Origin of the sequence: Dyadobacter psychrophilus, assembly GCF_900167945.1 — a bacterium.
Taxonomy (GTDB): domain Bacteria; phylum Bacteroidota; class Bacteroidia; order Cytophagales; family Spirosomataceae; genus Dyadobacter; species Dyadobacter psychrophilus.
In genome coordinates this window covers 924,221-948,709 of record NZ_FUZA01000001.1, presented here as the reverse complement: position 1 = coordinate 948,709, position 24,489 = coordinate 924,221, and the positions used below count along the sequence as shown (strand labels likewise).

Annotated in this window: 22 protein-coding genes; 7 read left to right on the top strand and 15 right to left on the bottom strand. The window is 44.8% G+C overall.

The window, feature by feature from the left end; genetic code table 11:
- Positions 1–55 precede the first annotated feature (55 nt).
- Positions 56–967: a patatin-like phospholipase family protein gene (locus B5X68_RS04195; RefSeq protein WP_082213985.1), complete on the bottom strand. Its 912-nt coding sequence runs from the start codon at positions 965–967 to the stop codon at positions 56–58.
- 177 nt (positions 968–1,144) lie between these two features.
- On the opposite strand from B5X68_RS04195, the gene B5X68_RS04190 reads away from it, so the two are divergent.
- Both B5X68_RS04190 and B5X68_RS04185 read left to right on the top strand, forming a co-directional pair.
- A complete protein-coding gene (locus tag B5X68_RS04190; RefSeq protein ID WP_082213385.1) occupies positions 1,145–2,119 on the top strand; it encodes a polyprenyl synthetase family protein in 975 nt (324 codons plus the stop codon).
- A 118-nt stretch (positions 2,120–2,237) separates the two neighbouring features.
- Complete coding sequence (locus B5X68_RS04185; protein ID WP_082213384.1) at positions 2,238–3,611, top strand: leucine-rich repeat domain-containing protein; 1,374 nt, start codon at positions 2,238–2,240, stop codon at positions 3,609–3,611.
- Position 3,612: 1 nt separating this feature from the next.
- Here the strand turns inward: B5X68_RS04185 and B5X68_RS04180 are convergent, their stop codons facing one another.
- Complete coding sequence (locus tag B5X68_RS04180) at positions 3,613–5,790, bottom strand: DUF5916 domain-containing protein (protein WP_082213383.1); 2,178 nt, start codon at positions 5,788–5,790, stop codon at positions 3,613–3,615.
- 48 nt (positions 5,791–5,838) lie between these two features.
- Positions 5,839–6,138, bottom strand: a complete 300-nt coding sequence (locus B5X68_RS04175) for a DUF3817 domain-containing protein (protein WP_082213382.1) — start codon at positions 6,136–6,138, stop codon at positions 5,839–5,841.
- 95 nt (positions 6,139–6,233) lie between these two features.
- Between B5X68_RS04175 and B5X68_RS04170 the strand changes: the two genes are divergently transcribed.
- Complete coding sequence (locus B5X68_RS04170) at positions 6,234–8,786, top strand: TonB-dependent receptor (RefSeq protein WP_082213381.1); 2,553 nt, start codon at positions 6,234–6,236, stop codon at positions 8,784–8,786.
- Between the two features lie 21 nt (positions 8,787–8,807).
- Here B5X68_RS04170 and B5X68_RS04165 read toward each other — a convergent pair whose 3' ends face one another.
- The 6 genes from B5X68_RS04165 to B5X68_RS04140 form a co-directional block, all read right to left on the bottom strand.
- Positions 8,808–10,190: a flavin monoamine oxidase family protein gene (locus tag B5X68_RS04165; RefSeq protein WP_082213380.1), complete on the bottom strand. Its 1,383-nt coding sequence runs from the start codon at positions 10,188–10,190 to the stop codon at positions 8,808–8,810.
- 175 nt (positions 10,191–10,365) lie between these two features.
- Positions 10,366–12,960: a cytochrome c biogenesis protein CcsA gene (ccsA, locus tag B5X68_RS04160; protein ID WP_082213379.1), complete on the bottom strand. Its 2,595-nt coding sequence runs from the start codon at positions 12,958–12,960 to the stop codon at positions 10,366–10,368.
- Positions 12,957–13,391: a cytochrome c maturation protein CcmE domain-containing protein gene (locus B5X68_RS04155; protein WP_082213378.1), complete on the bottom strand. Its 435-nt coding sequence runs from the start codon at positions 13,389–13,391 to the stop codon at positions 12,957–12,959. Before B5X68_RS04155 ends, ccsA (B5X68_RS04160) begins: the two co-directional genes overlap by 4 nt.
- Before the next feature lie 6 nt (positions 13,392–13,397).
- Positions 13,398–13,622 carry a CcmD family protein gene (locus B5X68_RS04150; protein WP_082213377.1) on the bottom strand — a complete coding sequence of 75 codons (225 nt, stop codon included), beginning with the start codon at positions 13,620–13,622 and terminating at the stop codon, positions 13,398–13,400.
- Positions 13,623–13,695: 73 nt separating this feature from the next.
- Positions 13,696–14,382, bottom strand: coding sequence for a cytochrome c biogenesis protein CcsA (ccsA, locus tag B5X68_RS04145; RefSeq protein WP_082213376.1), 687 nt, complete (start codon positions 14,380–14,382; stop codon positions 13,696–13,698).
- Positions 14,383–14,421: 39 nt separating this feature from the next.
- On the bottom strand, positions 14,422–15,099 hold the full coding sequence (locus tag B5X68_RS04140; protein ID WP_141110186.1) for a heme exporter protein CcmB: 678 nt from the start codon (positions 15,097–15,099) through the stop codon (positions 14,422–14,424).
- Positions 15,100–15,270: 171 nt separating this feature from the next.
- Between B5X68_RS04140 and B5X68_RS04135 the strand changes: the two genes are divergently transcribed.
- The gene (locus B5X68_RS04135) at positions 15,271–15,498 is read left to right on the top strand and encodes a FeoA family protein (protein ID WP_082213984.1); all 228 of its coding nucleotides are present in this window, start codon (positions 15,271–15,273) and stop codon (positions 15,496–15,498) included.
- Between the two features lie 30 nt (positions 15,499–15,528).
- Positions 15,529–17,664 carry a ferrous iron transport protein B gene (feoB, locus tag B5X68_RS04130; protein WP_082213375.1) on the top strand — a complete coding sequence of 712 codons (2,136 nt, stop codon included), beginning with the start codon at positions 15,529–15,531 and terminating at the stop codon, positions 17,662–17,664.
- A gap of 32 nt (positions 17,665–17,696) precedes the next feature.
- Here the strand turns inward: feoB and B5X68_RS28845 are convergent, their stop codons facing one another.
- From B5X68_RS28845 to B5X68_RS04115, 3 genes are all read right to left on the bottom strand, one after another.
- Positions 17,697–17,933, bottom strand: coding sequence for a hypothetical protein (locus B5X68_RS28845; protein ID WP_170916535.1), 237 nt, complete (start codon positions 17,931–17,933; stop codon positions 17,697–17,699).
- Positions 17,863–18,138 (bottom strand): BrnT family toxin, encoded by a 276-nt coding sequence (locus B5X68_RS29425; RefSeq protein WP_082213373.1) that lies wholly within the window; start codon positions 18,136–18,138, stop codon positions 17,863–17,865. Before B5X68_RS29425 ends, B5X68_RS28845 begins: the two co-directional genes overlap by 71 nt.
- Positions 18,139–18,253: 115 nt before the next feature.
- Positions 18,254–19,750 (bottom strand): NAD(P)H-hydrate dehydratase, encoded by a 1,497-nt coding sequence (locus tag B5X68_RS04115; RefSeq protein WP_082213372.1) that lies wholly within the window; start codon positions 19,748–19,750, stop codon positions 18,254–18,256.
- Between the two features lie 132 nt (positions 19,751–19,882).
- On the opposite strand from B5X68_RS04115, the gene rplS reads away from it, so the two are divergent.
- Entirely contained in the window at positions 19,883–20,245 is a 363-nt protein-coding gene (rplS, locus tag B5X68_RS04110) for a 50S ribosomal protein L19 (protein ID WP_082213983.1), read from the top strand.
- 133 nt (positions 20,246–20,378) lie between these two features.
- Positions 20,379–21,164 (top strand): diaminopimelate epimerase, encoded by a 786-nt coding sequence (gene dapF, locus B5X68_RS04105; RefSeq protein WP_082213982.1) that lies wholly within the window; start codon positions 20,379–20,381, stop codon positions 21,162–21,164.
- Between the two features lie 16 nt (positions 21,165–21,180).
- On the opposite strand, the gene B5X68_RS04100 is transcribed toward dapF, so the two are convergent.
- The 3 genes from B5X68_RS04100 to B5X68_RS04090 form a co-directional block, all read right to left on the bottom strand.
- Positions 21,181–21,486: a rhodanese-like domain-containing protein gene (locus B5X68_RS04100; RefSeq protein ID WP_082213371.1), complete on the bottom strand. Its 306-nt coding sequence runs from the start codon at positions 21,484–21,486 to the stop codon at positions 21,181–21,183.
- A 1-nt stretch (position 21,487) separates the two neighbouring features.
- Entirely contained in the window at positions 21,488–22,630 is a 1,143-nt protein-coding gene (locus B5X68_RS04095; RefSeq protein WP_082213370.1) for a DEAD/DEAH box helicase, read from the bottom strand.
- 120 nt (positions 22,631–22,750) lie between these two features.
- Positions 22,751–24,481 carry a M14 family metallopeptidase gene (locus B5X68_RS04090; protein WP_082213369.1) on the bottom strand — a complete coding sequence of 577 codons (1,731 nt, stop codon included), beginning with the start codon at positions 24,479–24,481 and terminating at the stop codon, positions 22,751–22,753.
- Positions 24,482–24,489: the final 8 nt, after the last annotated feature.

Genomic DNA, 24,489 nt, shown 5'->3' with positions numbered 1-24,489 from the left:
TTAAAAAAGCCTGTTCCGAGTTGGGACAGGCTTTTTTAATGTTATAGAACTGCGTTTATTTCTGCACTTTTTCCGTCGCTGCCATAATCGACTCCATCCCTGCGCGGTAACCTTCCACGATGAGCCGGGAAATGTCTTCGGAGGTGAAATGTTGCAGGTCGAGAAAAAGCGGCGTTGCGGGACGGACGACTGTTAATTTCATGGGCTTGCCACGCAGATTGGAGCGGTCTACAAAAGACTCTGCCCAAACAATATTGCTGTTGACGATCTGGTTCACCGTAATGTCCCTGACGCGCTCGATCAGGGTGATCAGGTTTCGGGAATTCATGTCTTCCGGTTGATATAAAAGCGGGGAATGGCAGGCGATCAGCACAATTTCCGTTGCGCCGTCTTCAATGGCCTGTCGGATAGGCGCCACTTCGCGCAATCCTCCATCAAGATAAAGCTGCTGCTCAATTTCCACCGCAGGCATTAACATGGGAATAGACGAACTGGCGTAGACATAACTCAAAAAATGCGCATGATCCGGCGAAGCATATTTTATTTCCCCGCTGCCAATATTTACTGCGCCCACTTTGAGCTTAACCGGGCTGTTGCGGATAAACGCGTCACTCACGTGCTTGCGTATGAGCGAATGCAGGGGTAAAGGGTCAACAATCCCGTCGAAACGGCTCATTAATGTGTTCATACCCAGCATTACCCGGGAACGGAGCATAGAAATGTCCTGCGGCTGCGTAATGTTCTTGATCCAGAATTCCAGTAGTTTTCTCCCCGCAACAGGCCATTGGATTTCTTTTTTTTCGTGAAGCTGTTTTCCTGCTTCATTGACCAGGAATGTTGCATTCAATGCGCCGACAGAAATGCCGTAAATCATATCGGGCTCAAACCCGTTTTCAAGCACGGACTGGATTACGCCGACCTGAAAAGCCCCTTTCATTGATCCTCCTCCCAGCACGAGTGCTTTCATGTGATATCTTATTTTTTCAATTCTAAACATTTTCAAAATAAAATTGATATAAACAGAAGATTTTATTCCAAATTTGAAGATTAGTGTTCAGAAGCAGGAAAACCAAAAAAATATAATTTCGCTTCTGTTCAGCGCCTTTTATATCAGGAGGGATTGTTGAAGCCCTCGTCCATTAATATGACCCTTTCAATAAAGGAAATTCAGGTCCCGATTGCAGATGAAATGAAGGCTTTTGAGCACAAGTTTCGTCAGTTTATGAAGAGTGATGTAATGCTGCTGGACCAGATCATGAATTACATCGTCCGCCGCAAAGGCAAGCAGCTCCGACCCATGTTTGTGTTTCTCTCTGCCGGTGTCTGCGGGCAAATTTCCGAATCGACTTACCGGGGCGGCGCATTGATCGAACTGCTCCATACGGCCACGCTCGTGCACGATGATGTGGTGGATGACTCCAACTACCGCCGCGGATTTTTCTCTGTTAATGCATTGTGGAAGAATAAAATAGCTGTGCTTGTAGGCGATTATCTGCTTTCCAGAGGTTTGCTTTTGTCTGTGGACCACGGAGAGTTCGATATACTGAAAATCGTTTCGACTGCGGTTAGGGAGCTCAGCGAAGGCGAATTACTGCAAATCGAGAAAGCACGCAGGCTGGACATTAACGAGGAAGTTTATTATCAGATCATTAAACAAAAAACGGCCTCGCTTATCGCGTCCTGCTGCGCGGTGGGAGCCAGTTCTGTGGGCGCAACTGCGGACATTGTGAAGCGTATGCACGCATTTGGCGAAAAAGTAGGAATGGCGTTTCAAATCAAAGACGACCTTTTTGATTACGGTGAGGACGAGATCGGAAAGCCGCTTGGCATCGACATTAAGGAGAAGAAAATGACGCTCCCGCTCATTTACGCGCTGAATAAGGCAAGCTGGCTGGAAAAGAGAAAGATCATTAACATTATCCGCAACGAAAGCCACAAACCCAAAAAAGTAAGCGAAGTGATCGCATTTGTGAAGGACTCGGGAGGCCTGGGTTATGCACAGCAGGTCATGCAGCGTTATGTAGAGGAAGCACGCGCACTTCTATACGAATTTGCGGACTCCCCGCACCGTCATTCACTCGAACAGCTCGTTCAATATACGATTGAGAGAAGTAAGTAGTTGATAAACAGAATGTTGTATATTCATACGAAGGTTCAAAAGGAAAATATGTAAGTAACTATAATAATATGACTAAACTTTTAGTTATGTTAGCACTTCCATAAAAAACCTTTTTGTCATGAAAGCTATATTATCTGCATTGTTCTGCTTGTGCTTGCAAAGTGCCTATGCGCAATTAAGGGTTATATCTTCAAAAAATGTTGAGAAAGAAGGAGTAGACAACATTAAGCTCGCCAACGATTACACGGGTACGGAGCCGTCAATGCTGAATGAGGTGATGAAAAAGACAAGCCTGATCATTGCATCGGCATTTCCGGAAAACCCCAATCCCGGCATTGCCGTCTTCACCCAAATTTACATCAACGAGTCGGGAAGTCTGGATTACCTGATTTTTGATCTGCGAACTGGTGATGGATACAATAAGGATTCGCTGGACAAACACGCCCAATATGCGTTTTTGACCGGGTTTGATGGTTGGAAAGTTTCCAAACCTGGTAAAAAGTTCTCCGTTGTCGCTGTCAGAACGGTTGGGAAACAGCCGGTGGTTCGTGAAGTCAGGCGCGGTGACAGTTCGGTGGTTGATCTTAAAACGGCGCTGGTTTTTCAGGATACGTTGAAAATCAAACGGCTTTATTTGAATCAATTGGATTTGAAGACATTACCCGACGCGATCTACCGCTTTCCGAATTTGGAAGAATTGTATCTGGGCGATAATGAGTTGCAGGCCGTCAACATTGTCATGGAGCGCCTGCCTAAATTGAGGCAACTTCACTTACAAAAAAATCTGATCACCGAAAGCGGGTTGCAGCTCACGGCGAACAAGACATTAACGCTTCTGAACCTGAAAGAAAATAAATGCAAAGACATTCCTGATGCAGCCCGGAAATCAAAAAGGCTGAGGACACTCTGGCTTGGCGGCAATGAGCTCACTGCTTTATCCAATCGCAGTTTCAAGAAGTTAAAGCAAGTGCATGATCTTAATTTTTACAAGTCGGACATTGCCCTTTTGCCAAAAGGAATTAAAAAAATGAAGAATCTGGAAGTGCTGGATCTTTATTATAACAAGCTTGAAACGCTTCCTACGTCCGTTACTAAACTGAAAAAGTTGACACATCTGGCAGTGTCCTATAACCAAATAAAGGCATTGCCCGAGCGCATTGACAAACTGGCCAGAATTCACACGCTTTATGCGCACCACAACCGTTTGAGTAAACTTCCGGCCAGCATTACGAAGATGCAAAACCTTAAAATCCTTGATCTCGGGTACAACTGGTTTACGAATTTTCCGGCAGAGCTTACCGCTTTTGTGAAATTGCAGGAACTTGATTTGTCTTCCAACAACTTTCCCGATTTTCCCGAGCAGCTTTTGGAGATAAAGCAATTGGAAAAGCTTTATCTCCGTGGTAACCCGTTTGTCAAAGAAGATGCCGAGAAAAAATACAGCAGACAGCTCGGACAGCTGAAAAGCAAGAATATTGAGGTGTTTTACTGATTTACAAATTCCACCAGTAAGTAAATTTCAACACAACGGCCCGGTTCTTAACCCGGAAATTTTCGGGCAGATAATTATCCGTATAAACAATAAAAAGATCTGATGCAGGCTTATAACGCCATTGCAAACGGGCATTGAGGTTAATGTTATCCGCCTGATTATTATACTGCATAAATGTTGTGAAAAACAGGCTATTGGTAAATGTGAAGTCCAAACGCGGCCCTACCAGCCACAATTGGGTTCGTTTCCACGGCTCCGGCAGGCGAATGTCGTTGTAATTTCCGGCCATAGTGATGGCAACGTAAGGCTGCACGCGGTAACCGAGTTCTGCGCGTAAGTTATTTCGGTGTCCGTTTTGATAATAACCACCAAAAATACCCGATGCTGCGTAGGTAAGACGATTCTGCGGGCCTGAAACAATGTCGAAACCTGTGGCTTTCCAATTATGCTCGCTGCCGGTTGGTAATGTTCCTACGCCCAGGTTAGTAGGGTCAAAAGGTCTTAATAATCGTACATAATTGCTGGAACCCCAAACTGCTACTGTTGCGCGGTTGATAAAATTGAGGTTATAGGAAAGGATGAATTCCCTGTCACTGAGGTCGAACTTTTTATCCCAGAAAACATTGCTGATCAGCTTAGGGCCGTGGCTGATGATCTTTGGGTTTTTTACAAAAAACAGGTAACCAATGTTCGGGCTGATCTTGTAATATCCCAACCTGACCGCATTGGGCACGTAACCTACTTCCGCATTGTAATTTTTGCCTACATATTCATGCTGCCATTGCCAGAAAAAATTGGCTTTGTTGAATTTCAGATCCGCCGCATGCGTAAAATCATCCGTTGACTTTCCGGGAGTGAATGATTTGAGCACCATTACTTTTCCCGTCCAGAGATTTTTAGCACTCGCAAGGTTAAATTCGGCTCCAATGTTGCGGTTATAGCGGTTTGTGGCGCTATGTTGCTCCAAATTATAATTGGTGGCGTCCTTATTCACGAAAATAAAACGCACATTGGAACGTGCCAGCAACTGTCTTTGCAAGGCAAAAACAGCGTAATTATTTCTGGGTGTAAGGCTGTCGGATGAGCCCGTCTGCACATCCAGGACGCCTATCCGCCAGTTCTTGTTGATCTTCCCGCTCATACGCGCCCCGAACTGGATCGGGACGCCTAATCCGATGCGCCGGGAGAAAAATGGCCGAATGGTAGCGTACCCGAAGTTGGCGAAAAGGTCGGCGTTTTCGAGGAAGAACTGGCGGCGCTCCGGGAAAAACAGTTCGAAACGGTCCAGATTAGTCTGCTGCACGTCCACATCCACCTGCGAAAAGTCAGGGTTAACCGTCAAATCCAGGTTAAGGGAAGGCGTGAGGCCAATTTTGACGTCTCCGCCGACTGTTGGTTTGTATTTGTTGGGCGTATCTTTTTGAAAGTCTTTGGTCAAACGATTCGCGACATAAGGAATAACGGAAATGTTCGGGCCTGGATTGGGAGGCGGCACATCCCAGGCGAGCACGCCTGTATAGGCGAGCGATGCGGAAGGAAATTGCCGGGGAACAGGCGCCCAGGCCGATTTTTCAGATATAGTCAGGTCCTGACGACTGAAATTGATGCCCCATTTTGTGATTCCCGGTTTGTAACGAATGCTTTTAAATGGAATGGCAGCTTCCCAAACCCATTTATCATCATCATTTTTTACAGCGCTCACCCATTTGTTGTCCCAACTGAGATCCACCGTTCCGCCGTCTCCCTGCTGGCCATCCCAGGGAGCCCCCGCAGCATTGGCACCAAATGAAAACCCGTTGGTTTTGTCGTCAAACGTGTCCATGAAAAGCAGGAAGTTGTCATTTTTCCCGAAAGAAAAATCCCTTTTCAACGATTCGACAATGATTGAGCCTTTAATTGGTTTGTAGTTAACAACCAGAATATAGAGGTTATCCTTATCATAACACATTTTCACATCGGTAAGCGCCCTGGAAAAACTGGTATCCATGGGCGTGATCATGAAAAAGTTATTGGCAACCTCAGCCGATTCCCAGGCCAGGTCATCTGCAACACCGTCAATGTTCAGGGAAGACGTTGCGGAATGAATATTGTATTGATATTTTTCATTGGGTTTCTGAGCAATGCTTTTGGAAATGATTAAACAGAAAAAAATAAGGTTTAGGATAGAAATTTTTCGCACTTGATCGGGGTGTAGGAATGTATAAAAATGTAAGCTTAAACGCTTCGCTTAACTTCTGAACCACTTTGCATCCGCATAAAAAGTACCAAATGGCACCAGCGATGAAATGAAGGACAGCAGGGATTTTTTGAAAGACCAGCTTCTTTCCGTGGCAACCTGGATTAATAAAATGACAAAAAGGACGAAAAGAACACCGTGAGCCATGCCCACAACACGGACAGCTTGTGGAAGTCCTGCGATATATTTCAACGGCATTGCAATTCCAAGCAAAACGAGGTAGGAAATTCCTTCAAGGAATGCAACAATGCGCAGGCGGCCGAGGGCAGATTTAATCAGCGTGGAGATCATATTCAATTGACAGTAAGCGTAAATATTTAGTTGTAAATATACGCTTCAAAAGCTTTGGAAAGGCAGGAATAACCAAAATTCAAACATCAGCATATATGACAAAATCAATTTTTACCTGTTTGCTCGCGCTTGCGGGTTTTTATTCGATGGCACAAAGCTTTAAGGTGTCCGGGAACGTGCGGGATGCCCAGGGTGAGCCGCTGGTAGGTGCCTCGGTTTTGGAGAAAGGCACTAATAACGGCACCATAACGGATGGGAGTGGGGCATACACACTTTCTGTGTCCCAGTCAAATGCCGTGATAGTTGTTACGTTTGTTGGTTACAATGTCGTAGAACGGCAAGTTGCGGCGAATGCTGCGCAGGATTTCACATTGGCAGATGCATCCATCTTGAACCAGGTTACCATTGTCGGTTCCCGTAATGGTAACCGCTCGTCCACGGACACGCCATCGCCTGTTGATGTGATCGATATCCGGGAAATTACTACAAAACAAGGTCAGCTGGATGTAAATCAGCTGCTTCAATTCGCGGCTCCTTCTTTTAATTCCAACAGGCAAACCGGTTCTGATGGTGCCGATCATGTGGATCCCGCTTCACTTCGCGGACTGGGGCCGGATCAGACATTGGTTTTGATCAATGGAAAAAGGCGTCATCAGTCGGCACTGGTTAATCTTTTTGGTTCGAGAGGTCGTGGAAACACGGGGACAGATTTAAATGCAATTCCCGCAGCGGCTATTGAGCGCATTGAAATTTTAAGGGATGGCGCGGCAGCGCAATATGGTTCGGATGCGATTGCGGGTGTGATCAACATTGTATTGAAGGAAACAGTTAACCAGCTTACTGCGAATGTAAATGCGGGAGTTTATAAAGCAAAATATCGCTTTGATAACAAAAACTTCGATGGCCTAAATTACAATGTTAACCTCAATTATGGCTTCAAGCTGGCGGAAAAAGGCTTTTTGAATGTAACGGCCGACTACAATTTTCGCGATCACACCAACCGTGCTAACACCGTTTCCAAAGAAAGTGATCTGGCCAGGAGACAGTATGGCGATCCCAGGATCAACAATGCCGCGTTGTATTATAATGCAAAGGTTCCCATCGGCGAGAAGTTTCAGGTTTACAGTTTCGGCGGCATTAACAAGCGCAAAGGTGATGCCTACGCCTGGACGCGATTTGCTGACGACGATCGCAATGTGCCTTCGGTTTACCCCAATGGATTTGATCCGATCATAGCGAGTACAATCGATGACAGGGCAGTCACGGGCGGCGTTCGGGGTGTTTGGAAGTCGTGGGACATCGATTTGAGCAACACTTATGGTTTCAACAAGTTCCAGTTTGATGTAAGGAATACTATCAACACGTCGCTGGGTGAAGGTTCACAGACCGAATTTGACGCAGGCGGTTTTCAGTTGGCGCAAAATGTGACTAACCTGAACATTACACGTTATTATAAGCGTGTTTTACAAGGTTTGAACATTGCTTTTGGAGGAGAGTTCAGGACGGAGCGTTACAAGATCTTTGCAGGCGAACGTGGCTCTTACTACAACTATGATCCAACTTTGGCCGGTGGATCGCAAGGTTTTCCAGGTTACAGTCCCGCAGATGTTACGGACAAAAGCCGTTCAAATGCCGGGGCTTATCTAGACATAGAGGCCGATCTGACCAAAAAATTACTGATCGATGCAGCCGTGCGCTTTGAAAGTTACAGCGACTTTGGGACAACATTGAATGGAAAAGTAGGTCTGCGTTACAAAATTACCAATGCCATTGCTCTACGCGGATCGGTAAGCACCGGTTTCCGTGCGCCGTCACTCGCCCAAAAGTATTTCAATTCTACATTTACAAATTTCGTAAATGGAGAAGCTGTGGATGTGCTGCTCGCCAATAACAACAGCGAGGTGACCAGAACGCTCGGCATTCCCAGGCTGAAAGAAGAGACCTCGCAAAACGCCAGCATAGGACTCACATTGAATCCTGCTCCCGGACTGTCAGTCACAATCGATGGTTATTATGTTAAAGTGAAAGACCGCGTGGTGCTTACAGGGCAGTTTAGCGATGATGATGAGGATATTGGCGATCTGCTTCAAGCGCTGCGTGTTGGTAAGGCGCAATTTTTCACTAATGCGCTTTCCTACACGACAACAAAAGGGATCGATCTGATCATAGCACATTCCGGTGCATTGGGCGTGGGGCGCCTGAGCACAACCCTGGCAGCCAACTTTAATCAAATGGACCTCGGGCCGGTTAACACGGTTCCGAGATTGAGGGGAAAAGAGGACACGTATTTTGATGAAAGGGAGCGGCGCTTTGTGCTTGCATCTGCGCCGCCTTCGAAAATCAACCTGACATTTGATTATGCCGTTGACAAATTCAGCTTAATGCTGCGTTTTGTTCGTTTTGGAGAGGTGAAGCTGGCAAACTGGGATTATGAACTTGACGTTTACAAAGCAAAAGTCCAGACCGATTTGACAGCAAATTATAAACTCAATAAGAACTTTTCCATTTCCATCGGCGGCAGCAACATTCTGAATGTTTATCCGGATATGTCACTGCCGGCGCTAACGGAATCGGGTGGTGGTTGGGATCCCGTTCAGATGGGTAGCAATGGTGCTTTTTTCTTTACCCGACTTGGTTTCAGGTTTTGATATAGCTTCAATTATGTACTGCTAGGTGGCCATCATTTCCAATGCGGCCGTTTCGCCGGAGACGATGGCGCCTTCCATAAAGCCTTGCCAGTCGGCCAGATGTTCACCTGCAAATGCGGTGTGCAGGAAGCTTTTTTGCAGCGCAGGCCGCACCTTAAACCATTGGCCGGGGCCATACATAGCATAGGCGCCATGCGATATTTTATCACTTCCCCAATAATAATTGGCTTGTGATTCCAGCTGATCTTTTACATTTCCAAAAAACGGTCCTAATGTCTGCTGAACCATTGTTTTGCGCCATTTATCGTTTTGATTGGCGATCGATTCTGCTTTCTCACCGATGGTGTAGGAGATTAATACGCCTTTGCGTGATCGCTGGTTTTTGGTGGCATGATAAAAATAATGAGGGGTTTGGTCGGTAATGAGGTCGAAGCTTTCGTCTTTCCAGAAACGGTTATTAAAGAGCAAAGCATTTTTATTGATGCGCGCATATTGCAATTGGTCCAATGCATCCAGTTTTTCCTGAGGCAGTCCGGGCTCCCATGCAATCCTCTTGATTGCGAACGTTGGGATAGCGCAAATATTTTTGTCCGCTTCGAATGTTTTGCCATTATCGCAATGCACGATGACCTTATCTTTTTGCTCAATCCGTTTTACTTTGTGTTCGAGAAGAATGTTTTCAAAACCAACCTTCTCAGCGAGCTTTTGAGCAAGTTGTCCGTTTCCGTTTTTGATTTTCAGATCCATCTCATTCTTTTCACTGCTTTCTGCAAATGTTGCTAACGCTACAAAAGCTGAAACGTGGCGGTTGCTTTCTCCGAAATCCGTGCTGTCCAGCAATTCACGCAGCATTAAATCTTTTCCTTCGCAGCCATTGTTGACCAGATAGCGCCACCAGTCGATTTGATCCAGCTGCATTTTATCATTGTCGCTCATGGTTTTGTATTTTTCCAAAAGCGAAGTGAATTTAGGTTTCCAGTCTGCCGAAAAATCCCAAGTGTTGCTTTTTGAATATTGATTGCGATAGATTAGTCCCGTATCAAGTTGATTGTTAAGTAGTTCAAGTTTGAAATCATCGCATAGCTCCCTGACACGCGTATGTGAGTTCCCGACCCATTCGGCGCCTAATTCTACGGTTAGCTTCTCTTTGGGATCAATTATATGTGAAAAAACGCGACCGCCGACACGACTGCGTGATTCCAGGATAGTAACGTCAACATGTTGTTTTTTCAATGCATAAGCAGCAGCGAGGCCGGCAAAACCGGAGCCGATCACCACAACTTTTACTTTTTTACCGATATGAAAATGACTGAATGCTTCAGGGGAAAATAATGCAGTTCCTGCGATCAGCGCTGACTGGCGTAGAAATTCTCTTCTTGAGGTTGGATTGGAGGACGTTTCCATGGTGTAGAATCGAAAGCTGTTGGATAGCAGCTAACCAAATCTATACACGTATATACGTTTCTCAAACGAGTCTTTATCCTGTGGTTACCATCTTTATTTAATGGTAAATGAGGTGATTATAAACAAAAAGGGCGCCGTTGCAGAAGCAATGCGCCCTTCCTGATCAAATGCTATTTTAAACAGCCTGAACCTTAATTTTCGGTTTCTTATCGGTCGACTGATTTTCTCTGTCTCTCATTTTAATAAAATCTTTGAACCGTCTGATCGTCGCCATCAGGAAACCGATCATTAATACAAATGTGCCTAACCAAAGAATGTTGATCAATGGCTTTTCAATGGCTTTCATCACGATGAAGTCACGCTGAGTGGTGTTGACAGCAAACGAGAACTGGCCTGTTTGCGGATTGATTTCCTGAAACTGGATACGCATGCCCAGATCGTTGTTTACCTCAGGCTTGCGTGCTACCATGCGGTCGCGGATCACGAACGAAGGCGTTACCACGTATTCTTTATCTTTATCCAGCACGCGGATCACTGCCTTAACCGCAGCATCGCCCTCGCCCAACTTCACGCCTTCAACCTGCTCTGTACGGACAACATTATCCAGGATCGCAACATAATCGTTCACGAAGAATGTGTCGCGCATGCTGATCGTAAAGTCTTCTGTCTGGCTCCAAACCGGCTCAGCGGTTGGGTTCGTAACCATGTTCACATGCGTATAAAGATCTTTGTCGACCTTTCTTTGAATGTCAGGAGAAGAAACAATTCCGCCCATTCTTGGGTTGATCTGCACTCTTGGGAACAAGCTGAAAATTCTGCCCGAAGGTTCGCGATACTCGATCTCGTAATAGAAGTTTTCAGGGAAAAGCTCAATGGTGTCTCCTTTGACATTATATTTTTTACCGTCGACCACGATATCTCTCAAAGCAACAGCGTGGAAGTCTCCTTCAATGATATCGACCCAACTTTTTGGAATATATCCAGGGATCTTACGCGGTTCTACGCGGACATCGCGCCAGGTAAGCATGTAATCACCCATTTTCTCAGGCTTGTTGAGCCAGAGCGTAATGTTCTCTTTATTTTCCTTATTGTCATTGTTGGTAAATTCTTCGCTCCGGGAGATCATTAAGCCCGAATTGTTGATTGAAACAACTTTGGTATAAGCAGAAGAAAACAAGATCCCGATCAGCATTAAGGCCACACCAATGTGCGTGATCGCACCGCCTGAAAGGTTATAGTTTCCGCGGATAATGTTCAGTAGAATAGTCCCGTTTGCCACAATTGCAAAAACAGCAGACGTCAGCAAAACGATATATTGAATTTCTTTAACCCCTTGAATCGTAATGATTGCCGCACTAATTAGTAGGGAGATCAGCAAAGGATTATAAAGGGCCTGCAACTTATTTTGTCCCACTCTTTTCCACCAAAAGAATTGTCCAACACCAGTCAAAATGACGATCAGTGAGAAGAACCAGAGCTGGAATTTGTTATAATGACCAATCTGATCCGCCGGAAGCGCCATATTCAGCACAGTTCCGAATGCTTCGGCAATTTTGTTATAAACAGGAATTGAAGTCGTTGCCAGAATCTGAAAACCAGACAAACAAAGCAATGTTGCGCCGATAAAAATCCAGAATTCCTGGGAATAGGTCGAAACTTCGTCTTCGTCGCTCGGCAGATCTTTCCAGCGATAAATTAATAAACCGGTTGCTACAAGCGTGAATGTTAACAGATAAATCAGCAGCTGACCGGAAAGTCCCAAATCCGTGAATGAGTGAACGGAGGCGTTACCCAAAACGCCGCTGCGCGTCATGAATGTGGAATACAGAATCAATATAAATGTTGCAATCGTGAGGATGAACGACGTTTTTAGCGCTGTCGCGTTTTTACGGCCGATGATCATCGTGTGCACAGCTGCAACCAGAACGAGCCACGGCACGATGGAAGAGTTTTCAACAGGATCCCAGTTCCAGTAACCACCAAAATTCAGCGTTTCATAAGCCCAATATGCGCCCATCAAAATTCCGATACAAAGGATCATGGCAGAAAATAACGCCCAGGGTAATGCCGGACGAATCCATTCCTGTATTTTTTTAGTCCATAATCCTGCGATTGCGAATGAGAAAGGGATTAATGTTGTAGCAAAACCTAAGAACAGGGTAGGAGGGTGAATAACCATCCAATAGTTTTGCAAAAGCGGGTTAAGGCCATTTCCATCTTTGGGGATAAAGTTCGGATCCATCTGATAAACGGGCAGGTCCGGCATTACTTCTTTAAGCAGCAAAAATGGTGTTGAGCCAATTTTCAAGTCCAGACCAGGAATAACAACACCCAAGATCATGGAAGTCAGAAACGCCTGCACCAGTGCAAAAACGGTCATTACTGGTGCTTCCCATGAACGGTTTGTGAAAATAAGCACGCAGCCCAGGACAACATTCCAGAAGATCCATAAAAGGAAACTTCCCTCCTGATCCTGCCAGAAACTGGAAATCGTGTAGCCTGTTGGCAACGACAGCGAGGAGTTTTTCCAGGCGTAATGATATTCAAAATAATGGTTTCCAATGATCCAGTAAAGGGAGAAAACCACGCCTAAAACTGCCGCAACGTGGAAATAAAAAACAGCGCGGCCAAATTTTTTCCAAACCTTGCCGTCTTCAATGCTCATGCCTGTTGAACTGGCCTTGAAATAGGCGAATGTGGCTACGAGCGCGGTTACAAAAGCAATAATTACCAGCAGGTGACCTGCACTTCCGATTGTGCTGTGAATCATGATTGTTCTGCTGTATGTTCAGTAGTTTCCATTTTGCCGTTTTCGTACTTCGATGGGCATTTCATCAATATTTTTTCAGCAGAAAATTGGCCGTTTACCATTTTACCCACGACAACAACCTGCTCTGATTTGTCAAAATCCTGTGGTTTGGAGTTTTTATAAACTACTCTTTGTTCAACCTGATTATTGTCAATCAATGTAAAAGCAAAATAGTTTGGATCAAGCTGAGGTTGATACTCCATGCCCAAAATGTGTCCGGAAGCATCTTTTTTGAGTTTGCCCACCACGTGTATGCTCTCCGCATCTCCGTCCTGCGCCATTTCCTTCGCCTTTGTAAAATCGACATATGTGCTCGCATCGCCGGCAGTAGACACAATAATGCCAATAGCCACAGCAATGATGATCAAACCGAATATTTGTATTTTTTTCATGAAATTTTACTTGATATTTAATTCCTTTTCGATTTTGCTCACTTTGGAATCAATCCGAAGCATATTAATTGCGATTCCCGCAAAGATAGCGGCAATCACTGCTACCACGACCCAAATCTTACCGTCTTCACGAAGCTTGTCGGCCATAGGCACGCCATTGTCAACGGCTTGCGCAAACAAGTTTCCTGAAATCAAAAGCAGGGTCAGCAGAAAGAGGGAGACTTTTTTCATTGTATGAGTAATGGTCTGAAATCTTAACGAAAATTTGATTTAAAATGTTTGTGATGGGTAAAATTAGTGTGGTTCAGAACACTTTGTCGGAAGTGATCGAAGCTTCGTCCCGCACCCGGTTAATTACTTTTATCCGGATCCGAAGTTCAGCCAGCCATAGTCCCAACAGGATATAGCCTATAATGGCCGGGTAAAAAACCTTTCTGATATCATTATCGAAATCGTATGAGCCAAATGTGCTGTTTCCGCCGCTGCCCGGGTGCAAAGAGTCGGTAAGCCGGGGCAGGATATAAATAATTGGAATAAAAACGGCGAATGCAAAAATGTTGTAAACGGACGAAATCCTTGCTTTGCGCTGCTCGTCTTCGAAAGAACTTCTTAATAATAAATACGCAAGGTAAATCAATATGCCAACGGCCGCGCCATTGAGTTTAGGGTCGTTCGGCCAGGGGTCTCCCCAGGTATAATTCGCCCAGATCGAGCCGGTCAGGCAACCCAGAATTCCAAAAAATATTGCGGATTTTGCCAGTTCACTTGCAATGTCGTCGTCTCCGATGCGTCCTTTATTGAGATAGCGGATTGAGAAAATCATGGACACAAAAAGCAGTGTGGTCATGGCCAGCCAGAGCGCTACGTGGAAATAGGTGTTGCGGATGCTTTCATTAATAATGGCGAGATGCGGAACAGGGCCCATCAGACCCATAATGATGACATAGAATATAATTACTATGCAGAGGATTTTCCACCAGATCTTTCTCATTTTACTCTTTTACTTTAATGCTTTACTCGCCCGTCGCAATCAGCTTCTCCACAGATAAGGAAAAAGCAGATAACTGAGCGTAATTACTATGAGATCAATTGATAACAGTGTGCTGATTTCGTCCGTGCTGACCGACCAGTCCAAGCCATCCATGGCGTTTTTGGCCAGCTTGATTGTCATGAGCAGCATGGGCAAAATGATCGGGAAGCTCAGAACAGCCATTAATGTTGCGCTGTTATCAGCCTTGGATGCAATTCCTGCCACAAGCGTAAGCACCGATGCAAAACCGATGGCGGCGAGAAAGAGACACAGGATAAAAAGTCCCATATCACCGATTGCATTGCCCATTACAAACGAATAAAATACAAACCCCATGCCTGATAATAGTAACATTATCAGCGAGTTGTAAATGATTTTCGAAATAATGATCGACTGCGGACTGCAAAGGCTGTAATAGTAAAGCAACCGGCCATAGCGCTCCTGGGAGAAACTTTTGGCAATTGCATTCACCGCAGTGAACAGAATGATTATCCAGAATAGTGTGTTCCAGACAATAGGAGTGAGTTGATTTCTTCTTAAATTAAAGCTCAGATAGCAGACGAAAACAGTGCTGATCACGTAAAGTAACATGCCGCTCAGCGCATACTTTTGGCGCCATTCGAGTGTAACTTCTTTCCAGATAAGGGTTTTAATCTCGTTCAAAATTCCGCTGCTCATTTACTCTTTGCGCTGCAAAAGTACTACATAAAGGCTGAGGGAAATAATAAAACGGTCATGATTTTCCATGATTTGTATGAGTGTGGGCACAATTGCAAAAGTTATGTTTGAATTACGGTGTGATAGTGCTTTATTTGCACTTTAAATAAAATGAATCTAAATAAGGAGTGTATGTCAGCTCGTACGGTCAGTCATCTTCGAAAGGGCGAAAAGGGGGTCATAAAATCTTTTACAGATCGGGGAATGTCATTGAAATTGTTGGAAATGGGCTGCCTGCCCGGGTGCGAAGTGCGCCTGGATGCGATAGCGCCATTTGGTGATCCGATTTGTATCAATGTTGGCGGTTCGTATTGCCTTTCTCTGAGATTGAATGAAGCCGCGGTGATTGAGCTCGAATAACAACATACGTTCCGTTTATAAGCCTCTCCATTGAAACTAGGGAATATAAAAGTTGCGCTGGTTGGTAACCCCAATGCCGGCAAGTCTACATTATTTAATGCATTGACAGGTTTACGCCAAAAGACCGGGAATTTTCCGGGCGTAACTGTTGAAAAAAAATCAGGAACTTTCAAGCTTCCAGGCCAGAATGGACAGCAGGAGACGGCCGCCATTATCGTTGACTTACCTGGTACATATAGTATTTATCCCAAATCACGGGATGAAACTGTGGTGATGGACATTCTGGCCAATCCGGCGCACCCGGATTTTCCGGATGTTGTTGTTGTGGTGGCCGATGCCTCTAATCTGCAAAGAAATCTGCTGCTTTTTACCGAAATAAGTGACCTTGGCTTGCCATGCGTTCTGGCACTTAATATGCTCGACGTTGCGACGAGTATGAATCTGACCGTCAATGCGGTGCAACTCGCCATGAAACTGAATGTGCCGGTTGTACGCATTAATGCCAGGACGGGAGAGGGGCTGAGCGGTTTGAAGGAAGCGGTCAGACAAATGGCCGAGCGCGTTGACAAACCTGCGCTGGCTTATTTTTATGAGCCCAAAGGCAATGAAATCCAGCTTATTGCAGATGTAAAGCGAATGTATGCGCTTGACAATGATTACGTTGCATTACAATATGTTTGCCAGCACGACAATTTTTCCTTTCTGGAAACGCCTGCCCGGGTTGCATTGGACAAGTTGATTGAAAAGCATGACTTTGATGAAAATGGTTTTCTTGCGGCTGAAACGGTGGCCCGTTATGAAAAGATTAAGCCTATTGTCAGTAAATCGGTAAAATCCGCGGGTATTACCGAGCAACCTTACTGGACGCGCAAACTGGACAGCGTTTTATTGCATCCGTTTTGGGGATACGTCACATTTGCGGCAGTTCTGATCCTGATTTTCCAAGCCATTTTTTCGTGGGCAACCTATCCCAGCGATTTGCTGGATGCCGGCATTGCGGCAACGATCGAGTGGACAAAAGGCATTTTGCCCGAAGGTTTCTTGAATGATCTGATCACGGACGGCATTATGGCTGGTTTGGGCGGGATTTTGGTATTTATTCCGCCGATAGCGATACTTTTTGCGCTCGTTTCTATTTTGGAGGAGTCGGGTTATATGGCGCGTGTGATGGTGATTATGGATAAATTAATGCGCAAGTTCGGTTTGAACGGACGAAGCGTTGTCCCTTTGATTTCGGGCGTAGCATGCGCAGTTCCAGCCATCATGACCACCCGCAGCATCAGCAGCCGCTACGAGCGTTTGCTTACGATATTAGTGACACCATTAATGAGCTGCTCCGCTCGTTTACCCATTTACACGATCCTTATCGCGTTGGTCGTACCGCCTACAAAAGTGCTCGGCGTTTTGAATGTGCAGGGTCTGGTTTTATTCGGTTTGTATTCATTAGGTTTAATCGGCGCACTGGCAACAGCGTGGATTCTCTCATTGTTTATTCCAAGAAAAGAACCGGGCTATTTCATGCTCGAAATGCCATCTTACAAGCTGCCTCGATGGGGACATGTGGCATTTACCATGTATGACAGCGTAAAATCATTTGTTTTCGAAGCTGGTAAGGTCATTATGGCCATTTCCATTATTCTATGGGTATTATCTTCATACGGACCCGGTGACGAAATGGAGAAAGCTGAAGCAGCAGTCACATCCTCAATGCCTCAGGCATCCGAGGAGCAGGTCAATGCAGCCATTTCTTCTGTCCGTCTTGAACATTCTTACGCAGGGCACTTCGGGCATTTCATTGAGCCAGTTATAAAACCACTTGGATACGATTGGAAAATCGGAATCGCTTTGTTGGCATCCTTCGCCGCAAGGGAAGTTTTCGTAGGGACAATGGCCACCATTTACAGCATTAGTGGCGATTTTGAAGACGTCCCGACCGTGAAGGAACGGTTGATCAAGGAGAAAAATCCAGAAACCGGAGGAGCAATGTTCACCCCGGCCGTTTGTTACTCGCTGTTAATTTTCTATGTTTTCGCCATGATGTGCATGAGTACAATCGCCGTAGTCCAACGCGAAACCCACGGCTGGAAATGGCCTTTAATCCAGCTGGCTTACTTAATGGTGCTGGCTTATGTGTCGGCGTTTGTGGTTTATCAGGTTATGAGTTGATGTTGCAGGATTTTAAGGTTGTAAAGTTAAAGTTAACTCCCGACCTTTTTTCCTGGTAATTTATTAAGATCCTGTCTCGTTAATTTATCTTTTCCACGCGAGATTTCGACCAGCGCTTCAAAATCATCAATTGTCAACTCTGTATCAAAGTCACTTAACCGAACATGTTTTGGTATCGTTGGTACGTAAAAAATTTTGCTATTCTTTTTCATATTGCTGTCTTTCTGTGATTCTCGCAACCCTGGTTCCAATGACCCTAACTTTTCCATTTCTAATCGTGTAGTATGAAGTTAATATTTTATTTGAAAAACTTTTGCCAATACATAGAAAGCGAATCTCATTTGCCCTATGGCTTATTATATATTTCCGTTTCGGATCCAAGAAAATACTTTCTGCTTCTGCGTTCGTAATAAGATGTTTCTCGACTGATTTTTTCTTATTCCCATCATCCCAATCAAACTTTAACGGCGCCATCAATAAATTAAGTCATGTGAATTTGTCACTTTGACTTACTGATAATCGCCGCAACGCTTATTAAGACGTGGCTTCTTTAATTAGGTAACGAGAGTTTGAGATTTTTTTAATTTTTTTACCAACCCAACCCCTCCACAACATCGGAAGCGATCAAGGCACTTTCTCCTTTCTCTTCCGCCGCCCGATCACCGGCAAGTCCGTGCTGAAAGACCGCCAGAATCGCTGCTTGCACAGGATCGTATTTTTGGGCTAGCAGGCTCGTTAGGATTCCTGTGAGCACGTCGCCGGTGCCTCCTGTGGCCATGCCTGGGTTGCCTGTAGAGTTGAAGTGCACTTCGCCGTTTGGGAGAATGACGGCAGTGTTTGCGCCCTTTAAGCAGATGATTACTTTATGTCTTTTTGCGAAATCAATTCCTATTTGAAGTCTTTCGAATTCATCATTGCTTTCTCCGGCTAATCGCTGAAATTCTTTGGGATGCGGGGTTAGGACTGTGTTTTGAGGTAATTTTTCTAAAAGATGCCTGTTTTCGGATAGAATATTCAACGCGTCGGCGTCGATGATGAGCTTCGCTTTTGCAGCGGTTAGATTTAATTTTTCCAACAATATTTCCACAGCATTCACCGTGGCAGACTCTTTACCAACTCCGGGACCAATTCCGATGGCAGAATATGATTCAAGCTCGGTGACTTCACTTAAATTTTTCGCATCCTGATCTGTGATTGTCATTGCCTCGGGTAGGGAAATCTGGATAATGTCGTATCCGCAGGCGGGAATATGCATGGTAAGCAAACCCACGCCTGATCTCAGACAAGCTTTTCCCGATAAAACCGCCGCGCCCATTTTGCCGTAACTGCCCGCCATCAGCAATGCATGCCCGAAAGTGCCTTTGTGCGAAAATTTATCACGTGGTTTGATCAGTTTTTCGGCCGTGAGCTTGTCGGTATAATAATAAGGCGTTTCGATGTTTTTGATAAAATCCTCACTCAAACCAATATCAACAAGATGCCAGGAGCCCACAAATTTGGCATTTTGCGGCATCATGAATGCTAATTTTGGCAATTGGAACGAAACAGTGAAGTCTGGCTCAATAACAGGATCGCCTTTCTGATTTGCTTTGTCTGCATATAATCCGCTCGCAATGTCAACGGAAACGAGCTTATTGGACAAACCGTTTAAGGAATGTATTATGTTGGCCAATAGTCCGTCAACCGGTCTTGATAAACCTGATCCCAGCAGTGCATCAATACAAATTACATTTGCTGCCAATGTTGGAAATGCATCGTTTGCAGCAACGCTAACGGGCTGTAAATGATCTTTTAATCGCGATAAGTTGCTTTGAAAGTCTTCTGAGGCGTTATCTGTATATTCAATGATATATAGCTGAACATCATAACTGTTCATGCTCAAAATGCGTGCAATGGCCAGCCCATCTCCGCCATTATTTCCTTTTCCGCAAAAAACAGCAACCGGCCTGGTGTTTACAAACTGGTCACAGAACCATCTGACGAACGCTTTTGAGGCGCGTTCCATTAAATCCAGTGATGAAACACGTTCATTTTCAATAGTATATGCATCCAGTGCGCGAATCTGTTTTACATTTAGTATTTTCATGTAAAATGCTTTTACAAACAAATAAATAATATTAGCTTTGCACTCGTTTTCGCAAGAGCTGTTTTGAATGAAGGGGCGTCACCTCATCCGCTGGAAGCAAGCTATCATTTTAAATCCAAAAAAGCATTCGTCATGAGCGAACTTATTAAACTCGTAGAAGCTACGATTGAAAATCGTAAATCCGAGTATCCTGAATTCAATTCAGGCGACACGATCAACGTTCACGTGAAAATCCGTGAAGGTAACAAAGAGCGTATCCAGCAATTCCAGGGTACAGTTATGCAGCGTCGCAATCTGAGCGGCAGCGGTGAAACTTTCACAGTGCGTAAAATCTCAAACGGCATCGCCGTAGAACGTGTTTTCCCTATTCTTTCACCAAGTATCGCTAAAATCGAATTGATTCGTCGCGGTAAGGTGCGTCGTTCACGTCTGTTCTTCTTGCGTGGCCGTCAGGGCAAAGCCGCTCGTATTAAAGAGCTTAAAGTATCGAAGTAGTATAAATTTTCTTCGGACAAAAATTTTAAACCCTGCAAGCGATTATTTCTTGCAGGGTTTTGTTTTTCCAATAGCGGCCGATTCAAATGGCCCCCATACCCGTCGGTTTAAACCGACGGAAAATATCAATAACATGAACATTGCTTTTTATAAATATCAGGGCACGGGAAATGATTTTGTAATGATTGACAACCGCGATCTGTCCTTTCCGGTTTCGAAAGAGTTGATCGCTTCTATCTGTCATCGCAGGTTTGGCATTGGCTCGGATGGGCTGATTCTCCTACAGAACGAACCGGGCTATGATTTTCGAATGGTTTATTTCAATGCGGATGGGGGCGAGGGAAGCATGTGCGGGAACGGAGGGCGTTGTGTTGTGCGTTTTGCGCATGATTTAGGTCTTTTTAGCGATTCAACAACCTTTATTGCAGTTGACGGTCTGCATGAGGCAACCGTTTCAGGTGAGGTGATCAGTTTGAAAATGTCGCCTGTCAAGGATGTCGAGCGTTACCAGGAGTTTGATTTTATGAACACAGGTTCGCCTCATTATGTCACTTACGTGGATAATGTATCGGAAACAGACGTCTATAATATAGGAAGCGAGATCCGGTACGGCTCAGTTTACGGCCCAAAAGGTGGCACGAATGTCAATTTTGTAGAAGTGATCGAAGATAATCATTTGAGCGTCAGAACGTATGAACGTGGCGTTGAAGATGAGACCTATTCTTGCGGAACAGGTGTAACCGCTTGCGCATTGTCTGCACATTTACGCAAAGGCTTTGAGGGGCCTATTACCATTGAAACACTCGGCGGAACTTTGAAAGTAGATTTTGAAGAAACGTCAGCTGGATTTGATAACATTCACCTGATCGGCCCGGCGTTGAGGGTTTTTGAAGGAAGCTTAGACTTGCCAAGTCTTTAAGACTGTGTAAGTCTGGTTATTCAGATTCAATAATTCCTCCCTTAACATGGAATATCCGCTTGTCGAGCCATTCTGGCACACGACAGTAATCCATTGCTGCAACTTTGCTCCTTACACCATTGGTGCAAATCACGATAATGCTATTAAAAGGAACGAGATCCGCTCTTCTTTCGCGGATCTCGGCCAGAGGAATGTTAATCCCCCCTTCATTAAATTCTTCAAATTCCCAGTTTTCCCTCACATCCACTAAAACGGTGTCAGCTTCCGCTCCTAATCGTCTGGCCTCGTTGAGGTTAATGTCCGTGTAAGTATTCCTTGTCATTTTACCTGCCCGTTGCGTAGGGATGGTCGTTTATAACCGGGATGTTCTTGGCAATCAGTTTATGGATATCCTTCAAATAAGCTTTTTCATCCAGGTCACAGAAAGAAAATGCAGTTCCTTTGGCTCCTGCACGCCCTGTACGGCCAATTCGGTGCACGTACGTTTCAGGGATATTGGGGATCTCGTAATTAATAACGTGCGTCAGATCATCTACATCAATTCCTCTTGCAGCAATGTCGGTGGCCACCAAAACCCTGGTAGTCTGGCTTTTGAAGTTTTTCAAAGCATTCTGGCGCGCGTTCTGAGATTTATTCCCGTGAATCGCTTCTGAGCTTACACCTGCTTTCCTCAAAACCTTCACTACTTTATCCGCGCCGTGTTTGGTACGGGTGAAAACCAATGCAGTGGCAATAGTTTCGTCTTTAAGAATGTGCAGCAACAGCGAATTTTTATCCGATTTATCTACAAAAAATACCGACTGACGAATCGTGTCGGCCGTAGATGAGACCGGTGTAACTTCTACTTTTAGTGGATTGCGAAGGATTGTGTTTGCCAATGTTACGATGGCAGGGGGCATGGTTGCAGAAAAGAACAGCGATTGCCTCTTTGCAGGCAGCAATTTGATCACTTTCTTAACATCATGCACAAAACCCATGTCCAGCATACGGTCGGCTTCGTCCAGAACGAAGAATTCCAGCTGATTTAGTTTTATAAATCCCTGATTAATTAAATCTAATAAACGTCCCGGCGTTGCGATGAGCACGTCCACACCGCGTTGCAGCGCATCTGTCTGCGGCTTCTGACCAACTCCACCAAAAACCACTGTATGTTTAATGCCGGTATGGCGTCCGTAAGCAGCAAAACTTTCGCCAATTTGAATGGCTAACTCGCGTGTAGGTGTGAGGATCAAAGCGCGGATGCGGCTTTTTTCAAATTTCCCAACCGGGTTATCATGAAGCAATTGCAGCATCGGAATTGCAAATGCTGCCGTCTTTCCTGTGCCTGTCTGCGCGCAGCCTAGTAAATCTTTTTGATCCAGAATAATAGGGATCGCTTTTGCCTGGATGGGTGTGGGGGTTGTGTATCCTTCTTCTTGCAGGGCCTTAGCAATGGGCTCAATGAGCTTTAAATCTTGAAATGTCATTTGATTTTTTTAAAGGGCTGTTCCTTTATATTAATATAAAAACAGCCTGAATAATATAAAAGGCCTTATAAGCCTCCCGTATAACAGCAGTATTTTTTTAATCGTTCAGTCCGGATTTTGTCACTTCATCAACCGAAACACTGGATAGCGCATATATTCCTTTTCGCGGTACGGCGAATTGTCATAAATGAAGTCCAGTTGTGCGCTGCCGTTTTTAGCAAATTCAGGATCACTCTTGCGCTTATCTTCCAGCTTAATTCTTAAAGCTACATCCTTGGCCAGCATTTCCGCCGCAAGGTCTTCAAATACATAGGCAGAATAATGTTCCTTGGATTGCAAAATCGTATCGAAGAAATTCCATTTGAAGAATGAATCAACGCCTTTTGGTTCAAGCGTCTCGACAATGTAACGGTTAGTCCATTGATTGACAGGGATATACCAATCGCCTTTTTGGAATGTAACTTGCTGTTTAACCGTCTTTGTCGTCACGCTTGTGTGCCAGTAATGTCCTTCAAAGGGCTGCTTCGGCGTTTCCAGATTTTCTATATAATATGTTTCCACCACCATTTGGGTGTCTTTTTCCAGTTGCTTTACTTCCACGCCATTGAGTTTCATCAAGTCGATCACATTGTGCCAGCCTTGCGGGATAATGTAGGCCACTGGCTTGGTAACCTCGTCTACGGGTGAATAGTTATCGTAGAACGGAATCTTTTTTGTAAATGGTTTAGAGCGGTTATAATGAAGTCTCTGGGCACCGCTCACTTTACTGGTAACGTATTCAGGCTCATAACCTTTAAATTCGATTTGCGTGTTCTTGACTTTATTAACCTCCCAGGAAACAGCAAATTTCTCCTGCTTTTTCACCGCTTCCTTAGTGTCTTTCCGAAGTTTGAGAAGCTCCTTTCTGTTTCTTGCTAAAAACTTAATGTTACCAAGCAAATAAGCGTAAGTTGAAGCAACGCGTTTGTCGTAAGGCTTCAACATATGTGTCTCCGTCATGACCCCGATGGTGTGAAACAATGCAGCGTAACCCGTTGAATAGCGCGGCCAGTCCGGAAACTGGACAAAACCTTTATCAGGTGTCTGGCCCCATGAATTGACATAAGGTGTGGCTTCAAATCCCGATTCCTTCAAATGCTTGTACATGTAGGGCAGGAAAACCTTATCATTGAAATAGCCCAGTTTTCCACCCAACTTGTCTTTCTGTGCATAGTCCAATGTCATGACATATTGATAATCAGCGCCGTTACTTACATGTGTATCGGCAAAGAGGTCGGGATCAAGTTCGTGAAAAATGGCTGCAAAGCTGCGTGCATTTCTTGTGTCGCTTTTGATAAAGTCCCTGTTAAGGTCATAATTTCTGGCATTTCCACGGAAACCATATTCTTCCGGCCCGGCTTGATTTGTTCGGGTTGTGCTATTTCTATTTAATGCGCCCCCAATGTTATAAAAAGGAATTACAGCTATAATGACATTGTCCAGTTCCGGAAACTTTTCAGGGTTCACGGCAATGTCGCGAAGAAGCATCATGGAAGCGTCAACGCCGTCAGACTCGCCGGGATGAATAGCGTTATTGACCAGCAGAAAGGCTTTTTGTTGTGATTTTAATTTCTTTATATCAAATGTCCTGCTTTTCGAATACAAAACCAGATGCAATGGATGTCCGCTGTCTGTAAGCCCTTTTTCGGTGATTTGAATTTGCGGGAAGTCTTTTGCCAGCAGCTTGTAAAAAGCAATTCCTTCTTCATAAGTCGGCGTTTGCTTGCCGCCACTGCTTTCAAAACGGGTAGTGTACTGGGCGCTGGCTAATAATGTAAAAAGGAGAAGGACCGAGAGTAAAAATATGCGCATTGAGTAGG